The sequence below is a fragment of the Brevibacillus laterosporus genome, from assembly GCA_007833815.1.
Classification (GTDB): domain Bacteria; phylum Bacillota; class Bacilli; order Brevibacillales; family Brevibacillaceae; genus Brevibacillus_B; species Brevibacillus_B laterosporus_D.
In genome coordinates this window covers 4,745,555-4,758,138 of the sequence record CP033464.1, presented here as the reverse complement: position 1 = coordinate 4,758,138, position 12,584 = coordinate 4,745,555, and the positions used below count along the sequence as shown (strand labels likewise).

Genomic DNA, 12,584 nt, shown 5'->3' with positions numbered 1-12,584 from the left:
CATGACGAAAATAAAAGTGCTAGTGGCAGACGATTCCGCTTTCATGCGCAAGGTCATTTCTGACATTTTGACAAGCGATCCTAACATTGAAGTCGTGGCTCGTGCTCGAAATGGAATGGAATGCTTAGAAAAAGTAAAGGAATTTCAACCAGATGTGGTCACGTTAGACGTGGAAATGCCTATTTTGGATGGACTAGCCACATTAGAGAGACTAATGGCAGAACAACCTTTGCCAGTTGTCATGTTGAGTAGTTTGACCAAAGAAGGGGCGGACGCGACTCTAAAAGCGTTGGAGTTAGGCGCTTTTGACTTTATCGGTAAACCCTCTGGGCCTATTTCGTTAGACATTCATAAGGTGGGCCAACAGCTTGTCGAACTTGTAAAGGAAGCAGCGGTTGCAAAGGGGCGTATTAAGCAGAAGCTAACAGCTCCATTAACGAAGACTTCTGTCAAAAAAACTCAAGTAGAGCCACAAAAGAAGCTACGTCAAACAGAAAAGACGAGTGAGTACCCTTCTCTTTCTGATAAAGGAAGTAAGGGATTGCAACCTATGGAAATGTCGGATAAGACAGGGACGAAAGTTGTATTTCTAGGAACTTCAACAGGAGGACCTCGTGCTTTGCAAACACTGTTAACTCACATTCCTGCTTTTTTTCCAGCACCTATATTAATTGTGCAGCATATGCCACCTGGATTTACCAAAAGTTTGGCCCAACGGCTAGATAGCATGTGTCAAATAACGGTAAAGGAAGCAAGCGATGGAGAAGAAATAAAGGCAGGTACAGCTTATATTGCACCGGGTGGTTATCATATGGAAGCCACGCAACCAACCGGTGGAAAAGTCATTATAAAATTACATCAAGAAGCACCACGTGGAGGTCATCGTCCGTCCGTTGACGTTTTGTTTGAATCAGCGAGTAAACTTACGCATACAAGGCAGTGGGCGGTCATTTTGACTGGAATGGGAGCTGATGGGACAGCAGGCTTACGACAGATGAAGGAAGCTCATCACGTCGTAGGATTGATAGAAGATCAAAGTAGTTGTGTCGTGTACGGAATGCCACGTGCAGCCATTCAAGCTGGATTAGCGGATCATGTAGTTCCACTGGACCACATGGCGGAGACGTTAGTTCGACTCGTAACATGATGGGGGAGGTTATTTACACATGGATATGAATCAATATCTCGATATGTTTATTGAAGAATCCAAGGAACATTTGCAGGCGATTAACTCCAATCTGTTGTCTCTGGAGACCGATCCGAATGATATTGGAATCGTTAATGAAATTTTTCGTTCAGCTCACACCTTAAAAGGAATGGCAGCAACGATGGGCTTTGAAGATTTGGCCAGCTTAACGCATGAGATGGAAAACGTACTTGATTTAATTCGTAATCAGAAATTAATGATTACAAGCGACATTATGGACGTCATTTTCAAAAGTGTCGATATCATGGAAAGCATGGTCCAAAACATCATGGAAGGCGGGGATGGGGCCGCTGATGTTAGCTCATTGGTAGGAGTGCTCCGTTCCATAGTAGCAGGAGATTTTAACGAGGTATCTCCTGAGCCTGCTGTTACGATGGCTGAAAGTACAGACTCTGATTCTGAGACGAATGACCAGATGGTAGAAGTGTCTACTGAGATACGTGATTATCATTTAGATGATTATGCGATCACGATCATGCGTCAATCACAGGAAACGGGAAATAATTTGTACTGGATTCGTGTAATTTTGCGTTCGGAATGTATACTAAAAGCCGCTCGTGCTTATATGGTTTTTGATCAATTGGACACCCATGGAGAAGTAATCAACTCAACACCTTCTGTGGAAGAAATTGAAAACGAGAAATTTGACCTGTCGTTTGAGGTCGTATATATCACTTCAAAATCATTAGAAGAGATCCATAAAGCAATTAGCAATATCTCTGAAATCGAGGAAGTACTGATCGAAGAGGTTAAATTGCCAGGTAGTGAAAAGGAAGTAGCGGTTGCGGCTCCTGTGAAAGAAGTCGTAAAGCCTGAAACAGAACAAAAGGCAGCAACTCCAGCGGCACCTGTTAAAAAGCCTGCTGCTAGCAAAACCATTCGCGTGGATATTGAACGTTTGGACATTTTAATGAATTTGTTTAGCGAACTGGTTATTGACCGTGGACGTTTGGAGCAGTTAGCAAGAGAAATCGGTAAAACAGAACTACATGAAACGGTGGAACACATGAGCCGGATCAGTGGAGATCTACAAAATATTATCCTGACCATGCGCATGGTTCCTGTGGAGCAGGTATTTAACCGTTTCCCTCGAATGGTTCGAGATTTGACTAAAGAATTAAACAAGAAGGTGAATCTAGAGATATTCGGGGCTGAAACAGAGCTAGACCGTACGGTTATTGATGAAATTGGTGATCCGCTTGTTCACTTATTGCGAAACTCCATTGACCATGGGTTAGAGTCTCCTGAAAAGCGTAAACAGTCAGGTAAGCCAGAAGAGGGCGTTGTTCAGTTAAAAGCGTATCATAGCGGCAATCATGTTTTTATCGAAGTGCGTGACGATGGAGCTGGTATCGATAAGGATAAAGTGCGTGACAAAGCGATTAGTCGTGGAGTAGTTAGTGCGGCTGTTGCGGAGACAATGGCGGATAGACAAATATTTGAACTGTTGTTCTCATCAGGATTTAGTACGGCTGATGTAGTTTCTGACATCTCTGGGCGTGGTGTAGGTCTCGACGTTGTTAAAACCAAGATTGAATCCTTGGGTGGTTCCGTGTCAGTGGATTCAGCGCCAAATGAAGGTTCCGTTTTCCGTATTCAACTTCCTTTGACCCTTTCGATTATTTCTGCGATGCTGGTTCAGGTTGAAAATGAAAAATACGCGGTACCACTTAGCTCTATTATCGAGACTGCTGTCTTCAAGAAAAGCGAAATTATGATGGCGCATCGTCAACAAGTGATTGATTTCCGGGGGCGTATCGTCCCTTTGGTGTCTCTCAAAGAAATTTTCCAGATTCCAACGAGTGGGAAAGCACGTGAGGATGAAGTCGCTGTAGTCATTGTTCGCAAAGGGGAAAAAATGGCAGGGTTAGTTGTTGATTCCTTTATTGGACAACAAGAAATTGTGCTGAAATCGCTAGGCAAGTATTTAGTAAATGTCTTCGCTATTTCGGGGGCAACGATTTTAGGTGACGGGCAAGTCGCATTGATTCTAGATTGCAATGCCTTAATTAAATAGGTAGGAGGTCATGAGTATGTTGGATATGAAAACAGCATCTGAAGAAGTGAAAGTAATTATTTTTCGCTTGGTAGACGAAGAGTACGGTGTAGAGGTTCAACAGGTTAAATCTATTGAGAAGCTGGAGCATATTACCCGCGTACCACGTACACCTGTTTTTGTAAAAGGGGTTATCAATTTACGTGGTGTGGTAACTCCTATTATTGATTTACGCAGTCGTTTTCAATTGGAGGAGGCAGAATATACTGAGGCTACTCGTGTTATTATCGTGGCTGTAGACGAACTAGAAGTGGGGCTTATTGTTGATTCTGCGAACGACGTAGTTGATATTCCTGTTAATGCAATCGAACCGCCACCAGCCGTGGTTGGCGGAGTAGAGGCAACTTATTTGCGTGGTGTAGCCAAATTAGAAAAACGTCTACTTATTTTGTTGAATCTTGATAAGGTGCTGAGCACAGAAGAGATCAAGCAATTGGATTCTTTTGAGGTTTAGATATGACTCATATTAAGAAATTGGGCGAATTTCAATTAGATGTGCTGCGTGAAGTAGGCAATATCGGGGCTGGTCATGCAACCACGGCACTTTCGCAATTGATTCAAAAAGAAATCGACATGACCGTTCCACAAGTTCGTATAATCTCTTTCCAGGAAATTGCTGATTTCCTGGGGGGAGATGAAGTGGTGGTAATCGCAGTATTTTTGCGTGTCGAAGGTGATTGCCCCGGAAATATGTTTTTTATCATAGATATTCCTTCCGCTAAAAATTTGTTGCAACATCTGCTGGGCCTAGTGCCTCAAGAAGAGCAAGAAGAGGTATTTAGTGATATGGAATTGTCAGCTTTGCATGAAATCGGCAATATTATGGCAGGCTCTTATCTGTCCTCGTTAGCTGATTTTACGAAGCTTAGCATGCAACCGACTGTACCAGCTCTTGCAATTGATATGGCTGGCGCTCTATTGAGTTACGGACTTATCGAACTAGGACGGGTTGGGGATTTCGCTTTAACGATTGACACAGCTTTTATGGAAGATAACGAAAAAATGCAAGGCCACTTTTTCCTCATCCCAGATCCGGATTCATTTGCAACACTATTCCAAGCATTAGGGGTCCCGTTAGATGGAAATTATTAAAGTTGGAATGGCAGACGTAGGAGTAGCTAGTGCCCCCGACCATATTCGTACGACAGGCTTAGGATCTTGCGTCGGGGTTGTGCTTTATGATCGTATCAAGAGGATTGCGGGAATGGCACATGTTATGCTACCAGATTCTAGCCTAGGGAAAAATACAGAGACCAATCATTTGAAATATGCTGATACAGCAATACCTGAATTAATTGAACGAATGAAGAAGCTAGGAGCACAAAGCCGTCATATGACAGCTAAATTGGCTGGAGGCTCCCAAATGTTTACCTTTCTTTCTACCAATGACGCAATGCGAATTGGACCACGGAATGTGGAAGCATGCAAGGTAGCTTTAAAACAATTTGCCATTCAGATTATTGCAGAAGATACTGGTGGAAATTGTGGACGAACCATTGAAGTGGATGCGGAAACCGGTATATTACAAATCCGGACCGTAAATCAAGGGACTAAGGAAGTATAACCATGAATCAAACCGTGAAAAGAAGCCTTTGGCTAGGATGCATTGCATTTCTCTTTACGTTTTTGGCAGCCTTTACTGGCAATTTGTTAACTGTATCGTTTTATCGTGGAGCTCTGGCATTTCTTGTCGTATTTGCAATTGCCTTTCTTGTTCAGCTGGTATTATCTATTCTCTTTCCAAAAGAAGAGGCAATCGAGCCGGGTGATGGAGATGAAAACGTAGACCTAGATGCAGACGCAGCAACAGTCTTGGATGATCAAGAAGAATCTACTCATACAAGTGATAACAAAGAATCTACAAATCCAGAAGACGAGTTTATACCACTAACAGCACAAGATGTATCTACAGAGCATGATCCAAAATTAATTGCCCAAACGTTAAGAAGATTTACTGATGAGTAAAAGGCAGGTGATTAAACCATGGCTCGCGTATATAATCAAGAGAAGGTAACAAAAGAATTTGATAAATGGATGGAATGGAAAGAAAACGGGAGTCGAGAAGCGGAATTAGAACTGGTGGAAAAATTCTTGCCGCTAGTAAACAAAGTGGCAATGCGTCTTTCCATTGGTTTGCCTAACAACGTGGATAAGGATGATCTCATCAGCTATGGTCGATTCGGGTTGCTTGATGCTTTAAACAAATTTGATTATAAACGGGGCTTGCAGTTTGAAACGTATGCCATGTGGAGGATTCGTGGAGCCATGATCGATGGATTACGTGAAAATGATTGGATTCCTCGCACGGTACGGGATAAGGCAAAAAAAATCGAAGAAGCATATACATATTTAGAGCAAAATCTGTTGCGTTCCCCCACTGAGAAAGAAGTGAGTCTTCATTTGGGGATTACGGAAAAAGAAGTTCAACAGGTGATGTATGACACCTCACTATCCAGCATGTTGTCGATAGACGAAGCAGTAGGTGATGAAGATGAACAGAAAATTGCTCGTCATGCTTATTTAATAGACGATCTTATGCCGAATCCTGAAAACGTCGCCCAAATGCAAAACTTAAAGGAAGTTTTAACCCAAACCATTGACAAATTACCAGAAAAGGAACGCCTCGTTGTTTCACTTTTTTACTTTGAAGAGTTAACTCTGTCTGAAATCGCTGAGGTCATGAGCTTATCCCCTTCACGCATTTCCCAGTTGCATTCCAAAGCGATTTTTCGTCTGCGCAACACGTTGGCAAAATGGAAATCGCAGTTGATGTAGAAAACTGGTGGCGCTAGTAAGCGCAGGAAAAGGGGGGTTTTACGTGAGTCAAATTGCCGATTACGCGGATATTCACATTTCATCTGACAAACTTATTGCCGAAATTACTATGAAAACAGACAGTGATATCCCGTTAAAAGAGGAAGACTTGATTCGATTTTGTGAAACAAAAGGTTTGAAATTCGGACTTATAGAAAATCATATACGTGCCATCTGTTCTACCCCATCTCAATATGTAAATATCCCTCTTAGCATTGCTAAGGGACAGGAACCAGTAGCGGGTAAAGATGGTAGCATTCGTTATCTATTTCAAGATGAGACAGCAGAGAAAGCTTCCCCCAAAATGCTTGAAGATGGTCGAGTGGATTATTATTCCGTTCTCAACATTGCTAATGTGACACGTGGTCAACTTTTAGCAGAAAAGATTATGGCAACACCGGGAGAACCAGGTAGAACTGTTACAGGTGAAGTGATCCCACCTAAGCCAGGCAAAGAAGCTATGTTAAAGCCGGGTAAGGGAATTGTTTTAAATGAAGAACGAACGTTGGCATACGCTGTTATAGACGGTCAGGTATCGGTAGACAAGGATAAGATTCATGTATTTCCTGTCTATGAGGTAAATGGAGACTTGGATTTCAGCGTGGGTAATATTGATTTTGTAGGAACGGTTGTTATTCGTGGCCATGTACCAACTGGGTTTACGATAAAAGCCACAGGTGATATTCGCATCTATGGAAGTGTTGAAGGAGCAGAGCTGATTGCAGAAGGCTCTATTGATATAAAAAATGGTATTGCTGGTCAGGATAAGGGGCATGTTCAGGCAGGAAATAACGTGACTACCTCCTACATTCAAAATGGGAATGTAACCGCTGGTAATAACGTTTTCGTTAAACAAAGCATTATGTTTTCACGTGTACGGGCTGGAAAACAGGTGGTTTGTAAAGGAACCAAAGGTATTATTATTGGTGGTGTGACCCAAGCGGGCGAGAAGATTATTGCGCAAGTCGTTGGCAATATGAGTTCTACGCCAACCAGTCTTGAAGTGGGGGCTAAACCGCAATCCCGCGATCTCGTCGGCCAAATTAAACAGAAATTAACCGACCTTCACGATCAGAAACGTAAGGCGGATCAAGGACTCCAAGTATTGAATCAAATGATGCAAGCTTATGGAGATTTGCCTGCTGATAAGAAGGCGTTACAGATTAAATTGACCAATACGCAACTGGTTGTGGAAAAAGATATAAAAGTGATAGAAGAGGAAAAACGAGCACTTGAAGCCGAACTGGAAAAAGAGATGCCAGCCTACATTGAAGTGTCTCAACTAATTTTTCCAGGGGCAAAGCTGGTTTTTGGTAAGCACGTGCGTTTCATTAAACAGGAGTTTAGCCGTACTCGTTTTCTGGTTTTGGATGGAGAGATTTCTACTTCCACTCTCATTTAGAAAAGGAGAGAGATGCTGATGAGTTTTAAAGCGCTCGAATTGCAACATGCTATTCCTCGGACACAAGAGATAGGCAGATGGCAAGAACAACTGCAACAGCGGGCTGCAGCCGAACAACAGCAAATTAAGGAAGAACAGAAGAGGCTAAACGAAGCCAAACGGAATAAAACGGAGAATGTGCACAAGTCAGAACATCAGCAAGTAAAAAATAATCAAGAAGAGTCTGCAAAGAAACGTGGAGGAGAACAAGGGCAAACGAAGGATGGATCTGCAGGAGGGGCATTGAAGGCGCACGATCATCCATCGATTGATCCAATCCGTGGTCATCATATTGATATCTCTTTGTAACTATTCAAACTAGGTGAAAACAAATGACTCTATTGTTATATGTGTTACTAGGGATTGGCCTTATCGCTATAATGCTTTCAGGCCTCTCCTTTTGGTTGTCTAAAAGAAAACATCAAGAGATTATAGGTTCTGATGCAGTATCTTCTGTGGGGCACTTAGAGCCCAGCAATCTAGATCGCACTAGCATGGAAACGACACTAAAACGCTTTGTCCAACAAGTAAAAAGGGAAAATGAAGAACTGGCTGACAAGTTGTATGCAACAATTGAACAATTAGGAATAAATCAGCAGGAACTATCAGCTTCTAATCAACTACATGAACAAAATAACCATAATATGCAGCAAGAGATAGATAAACTAAGTCAGCAACTGCTTGAGTTGCAAAAATCTCATCTTATATTAAAAAAGAGCGTGGAGCAATCCCAGACGTTGAACCAAAATAGTGCAAATCAACTGCCAGAGATTTCTCAAGACGTGTTGGCATTAAAAGATCGGTACCAGCGGGTTTTTGAATTAGTACAGCAAGGGCTCACTACTCCTGAGATTGCAAAAAAGCTTGGAGCAGGTCATGGGGAGATTGAATTAATTTTAACGCTTGCCGAGCCGATTGAAAGAGAGGCCTGACATGAGAACGAGAATCGGGTGGATGGGGTTTGGATTAGGAGTCGTGTTCTCTGCTTTATTTCTTTTGACCTTTGGACAGAAGGCGATTAGCATGGATGAAATAAAGAAGATCGCTACTACTCAAGGTTGGGTTGTTTTATCCAAGGAAGAATTTCAAAACATGCAAGTACAGGTATCTCCTAAAGAGACGCCACAAGCACCACTGGATACAAGTAAAGTAACACAGATTGGGCAACCAGCCTCCTCTTCGTCTACTGAGCAGAAGCAACCAGAGAAATCTCCTGCTACTGTTTCAACAACAAATAATGAAAATAAGAAGTCAGCTTCTGAAAAGGCCAATAAAGCTTCAGAGTCGTCTAGTTCGACGACAGATAAACAAAAAACGAATGATTTATCAAGCCAAGACAAAAAGAAGACGGAACAATCTGCCGAGAAATCTATTCCTCCTAAAGATTCGTCATCTAAAACGCAACAGCAAACTACGCCTACTCAGAATCCTGTTCCCAAGTCTCAGGATACTTCTGTGACATCTCCATCTTCTACAGATGTAAAAGAGTCTGTGAAAAAGCAGGAGAAGCCGATTGAGCAGTCTACAAATAATAAGCAGGAAGTAGAGGAGAAGGATACCCCAGATATAACGCCACCAGTTCCTCCGACTTCTCCTGAGCCACCTAAAGCACCTGTATCCGATTCAATATCTGATCATAAATAAACACCAGATGACGGCAAGGATGCCACGGTAATTTGGCATTAAACCAGCAGTATTGGAAAAAATGACGGTAAATTTTTGGATAATATGGATAGAGATAGGTGAAAATAACAGTAGAATGAAGCAACTTTTCTAACACTCTTTATTGCATTTGTTATTTTGATATGATATAGTTTTCTTCGGTGTTAAATACACACGCAGGCTAATTTCGGCAACGGTGCTACCATTTGGTAGTTTTGCTTGAAAGATGCGGTCCGCGGAGGTTGACACAAAAAACCAAATCAGAGGAGGTGTGAAATATGGCGGTAATCTCTATGAAACAACTTCTTGAGGCTGGTGTTCACTTCGGTCACCAAACTCGTCGTTGGAACCCAAAAATGGATCGCTATATCTTCACTGAACGTAACGGAATTTACATCATCGACTTGCAAAAGACGGTGAAAAAGGTAGAAGAGGCATACAACTTCATGCGCGAACTTGCTGCTAACGAAGGTAAAGTACTTTTCGTTGGAACAAAGAAACAAGCGCAAGAATCTGTTAAAGATGAAGCTGAGCGCACTGGTCACTACTTCATCAACCAACGTTGGTTGGGTGGTACATTGACTAACTTCGAAACTATCCAAAAACGTACTGCTCGTCTTGCTCAACTAAAACGTATGCAAGAAGATGGTACTTTCGATGTTCTTCCTAAAAAAGAAGTTATCGTATTGAACAAAGAAATGGATCGCCTAGAGAAATTCTTGGGCGGTATTGCGCACATGAAAGAATTACCTGACGCATTGTTCGTAATCGACCCTCGCAAAGAGCGTATCGCTGTTGCAGAAGCTCGTAAATTGGGTATCCCAATCGTAGCGATTGTTGATACTAACTGCGATCCAGATGAAATCGACTATGTGATTCCTGGTAACGATGACGCTATCCGTGCTGTTAAACTATTAACTGGCAAGATGGCTGATGCTCTGTCTGAAGGAAACCAAGGCGGAGAGCAAACAACCACGGCGTAATGAATGAGGGTGGACTGAGGGTTTTCAGAACCCCCGTCCACCTTTTTCTACGAATACAATTGTATCTCCCGACGAAGAGTTTCACACATTACATACGTAGGCAATAAGATGCTTGCGGATTAGTTGAAGGAGGATGTAATTCAATGGCAATTACGGCACAAACAGTTAAAGAATTGCGCGAAAGAACAGGCGCAGGTATGATGGACTGCAAACGCGCACTAGAAGAAGTAAATGGTGATATCGAAAAAGCGATTGACCTACTTCGTGAAAAAGGTATCGCAAAAGCTGCGAAAAAGTCCGGACGTATCGCTGCTGAAGGTTTGACTGGTTTCGCAGTAAACGGAAACATTGGTACAGTGGTAGAAGTTAACTGTGAAACAGACTTCGTTGCTAAAAACCCTGAGTTCCAACAATTAGTAAAAGATATCGCTGAGCACGTAGTAACCGCTCGTCCAGCTAGTGTTGAAGAAGCATTGACTCAAGCTTTCCAAGGTGGAGAAGATTTGGGTACATCAATCAACGCGAAAATCGCGACAATTGGTGAAAACATCAGCTTCCGTCGTTTTGAAATCCTTGAAAAAGCTGACAACGGCGTTTTCGGCGGATACCTACACATGGGTGGAAAAATCGGTGCGTTGGTAGCTTTGAACGATTCTAGCGATGAAGCTTTGGCAAAAGACCTTGCGATGCACGCAGCGGCTTCTAACCCACGTTTCGGCGTGAGAGAAGAAGTTTCTCAAGACGTGATTGATCGCGAGCGTGAAGTATTGAAAAACCAAGCGCTGTCCGAAGGCAAACCTGCTAACATCGTTGACAAAATGGTAGAAGGCCGCATGGCAAAATTCTTCGAAGAATATTGCTTGGTTGAACAACCATTCGTTAAAGATCCAGACAAACGCGTTTCCCAATTGTTGAAAGAAGCAGGAGCTAGCTTCAAAGGCTTCGCTCGCTTCCAAGTTGGAGAAGGTATTGAAAAGAAACAAGAAGATTTTGCTGCTGAAGTAATGGCGCAAGTGAATAAGCAATAAGATGACAATAGGGAACACCGCTGTGTTCCCTATTTTTAAAGAAAGACAGGAAAATGAGCAATACGAAATGAAAATGGAGGTCTTTTCGCATGCCAGAAGCTGCATATAAACGAGTCATACTAAAGCTGAGTGGAGAGGCACTAGCTGGAGAACTAGGGTATGGAATCGACCCAAAAGTTATCGCTTCGATTGCAAATCAAATTAAGGAAATCGTAGAACTTGGTGTAGAAGTAGCTGTAGTAGTAGGTGGTGGAAACATCTGGAGAGGCCTTTCTGGTAGCTCTAAAGGGATGGATCGTGCAACGGCTGACTACATGGGCATGCTTGCAACCGTTATGAACGCGTTAGCGATGCAAGATGGTTTAGAACAAGTCGGCGTACCTACCCGAGTACAAACTTCTATTGAAATGCGTCAAGTAGCGGAGCCATACATTCGCAGAAAAGCTATTCGTCATTTGGAAAAAAGTCGAGTTGTCATTTTTGCGGCTGGTACAGGTAACCCGTATTTCTCCACCGATACAACAGCGGCATTACGAGCTGCCGAGATCGAAGCAGAGGTTATTCTGATGGCAAAGAACAAGGTGGACGGTGTATATACGGCTGATCCAAGTATTGACGAAAGCGCTACAAAATACGATAACCTAACTTTCCTCGAAGTCTTAAACAAAGGCTTGGGCGTCATGGATTCTACCGCTTCCAGTCTTTGTATGGATAATCATATACCACTTATTGTTTTTGCCATAACGGAAGAAGGCAACATTCGTCGGGCCGTCATGGGAGAAAAAATTGGGACTATAGTAAAGGGGGATGCTTAAATGCCACAAAACATTTTAAAGGATATGGAAGATCGCATGAGCAAGGCGATTCATACATTAAAAAAGGACCTAGCAACGTTGCGCGCAGGTCGTGCAACACCAGCTATGTTAGATAAAATTGTGGTGGATTACTATGGAACGCCAACACCAATCAATCAATTGGCAAACATAGTAGCACCAGAACCGCGTACGCTACAAATTCAACCTTGGGATAAGACGTCACTAAAAGATATCGATAAAGCAATCATGCAATCCGATATTGGACTTACGCCAACCAATGATGGTTCGATCATTCGCATCTCAGTACCGGCACTTACAGAAGAGCGCCGTCGCGATTTAGTGAAAGTGGCAAACAAGAATGGTGAAGATGCAAAAGTAGCGATTCGTAACGTACGTCGTGATGCAAATGATGGCATTAAAAAGTTGGAAAAAGCGGCTTCTATCTCTGAGGATGAATCCCGCGGTCATCAAGAAACGGTTCAAAAAACGACCGATAAGTTTATTGCGGAAGTTGATAAAATCGTAAAAGATAAAGAGAAGGACATTCTCGAGGTATAATGTGAGAATTTGTTCCCCCT

The 12,584-nt window shown here is 42.5% G+C and carries 15 protein-coding genes; all 15 read left to right on the top strand.

Translation table 11 applies throughout. The annotated features are described in order from the left end of the window. Window position 1: 1 nt before the first annotated feature. The 15 genes from EEL30_23435 (at window position 2) to EEL30_23365 (ending at window position 12,564) form a co-directional block, all read left to right on the top strand. Entirely contained in the window at window positions 2-1,147 is a 1,146-nt protein-coding gene (locus EEL30_23435) for a chemotaxis response regulator protein-glutamate methylesterase (GenBank protein ID QDX94979.1), read from the top strand. A 19-nt stretch (window positions 1,148-1,166) separates the two neighbouring features. Continuing rightward, on the top strand, window positions 1,167-3,224 hold the full coding sequence (locus EEL30_23430; protein ID QDX94978.1) for a chemotaxis protein CheA: 2,058 nt from the start codon (window positions 1,167-1,169) through the stop codon (window positions 3,222-3,224). A 16-nt stretch (window positions 3,225-3,240) separates the two neighbouring features. Next, window positions 3,241-3,717: a chemotaxis protein CheW gene (locus EEL30_23425; protein ID QDX94977.1), complete on the top strand. Its 477-nt coding sequence runs from the start codon at window positions 3,241-3,243 to the stop codon at window positions 3,715-3,717. A 2-nt stretch (window positions 3,718-3,719) separates the two neighbouring features. Then, on the top strand, window positions 3,720-4,355 hold the full coding sequence (locus EEL30_23420; protein ID QDX94976.1) for a chemotaxis protein CheC: 636 nt from the start codon (window positions 3,720-3,722) through the stop codon (window positions 4,353-4,355). Continuing rightward, on the top strand, window positions 4,342-4,827 hold the full coding sequence (locus EEL30_23415; GenBank protein ID QDX94975.1) for a chemotaxis protein CheD: 486 nt from the start codon (window positions 4,342-4,344) through the stop codon (window positions 4,825-4,827). Before EEL30_23420 ends, EEL30_23415 begins: the two co-directional genes overlap by 14 nt. 2 nt (window positions 4,828-4,829) lie before the next feature. After that, a complete protein-coding gene (locus tag EEL30_23410; GenBank protein ID QDX94974.1) occupies window positions 4,830-5,228 on the top strand; it encodes a hypothetical protein in 399 nt (132 codons plus the stop codon). Between the two features lie 18 nt (window positions 5,229-5,246). After that, complete coding sequence (locus tag EEL30_23405) at window positions 5,247-6,038, top strand: FliA/WhiG family RNA polymerase sigma factor (GenBank protein QDX94973.1); 792 nt, start codon at window positions 5,247-5,249, stop codon at window positions 6,036-6,038. Window positions 6,039-6,081: 43 nt separating this feature from the next. Continuing rightward, on the top strand, window positions 6,082-7,479 hold the full coding sequence (locus EEL30_23400) for a DUF342 domain-containing protein (GenBank protein ID QDX94972.1): 1,398 nt from the start codon (window positions 6,082-6,084) through the stop codon (window positions 7,477-7,479). A 12-nt stretch (window positions 7,480-7,491) separates the two neighbouring features. Beyond that, a complete protein-coding gene (locus EEL30_23395; GenBank protein QDX94971.1) occupies window positions 7,492-7,827 on the top strand; it encodes a hypothetical protein in 336 nt (111 codons plus the stop codon). Window positions 7,828-7,850: 23 nt separating this feature from the next. After that, window positions 7,851-8,450: a hypothetical protein gene (locus tag EEL30_23390; GenBank protein QDX94970.1), complete on the top strand. Its 600-nt coding sequence runs from the start codon at window positions 7,851-7,853 to the stop codon at window positions 8,448-8,450. A gap of 1 nt (window position 8,451) precedes the next feature. Beyond that, complete coding sequence (locus tag EEL30_23385; protein QDX94969.1) at window positions 8,452-9,162, top strand: hypothetical protein; 711 nt, start codon at window positions 8,452-8,454, stop codon at window positions 9,160-9,162. A 296-nt stretch (window positions 9,163-9,458) separates the two neighbouring features. After that, window positions 9,459-10,163: a 30S ribosomal protein S2 gene (gene rpsB / locus EEL30_23380; GenBank protein ID QDX94968.1), complete on the top strand. Its 705-nt coding sequence runs from the start codon at window positions 9,459-9,461 to the stop codon at window positions 10,161-10,163. A 143-nt stretch (window positions 10,164-10,306) separates the two neighbouring features. Then, a complete protein-coding gene (locus EEL30_23375) occupies window positions 10,307-11,191 on the top strand; it encodes an elongation factor Ts (GenBank protein ID QDX94967.1) in 885 nt (294 codons plus the stop codon). Window positions 11,192-11,280: 89 nt separating this feature from the next. Beyond that, window positions 11,281-12,006: a UMP kinase gene (locus EEL30_23370; protein ID QDX94966.1), complete on the top strand. Its 726-nt coding sequence runs from the start codon at window positions 11,281-11,283 to the stop codon at window positions 12,004-12,006. Next, entirely contained in the window at window positions 12,007-12,564 is a 558-nt protein-coding gene (locus EEL30_23365; GenBank protein QDX94965.1) for a ribosome recycling factor, read from the top strand. Window positions 12,565-12,584 lie beyond the last annotated feature (20 nt).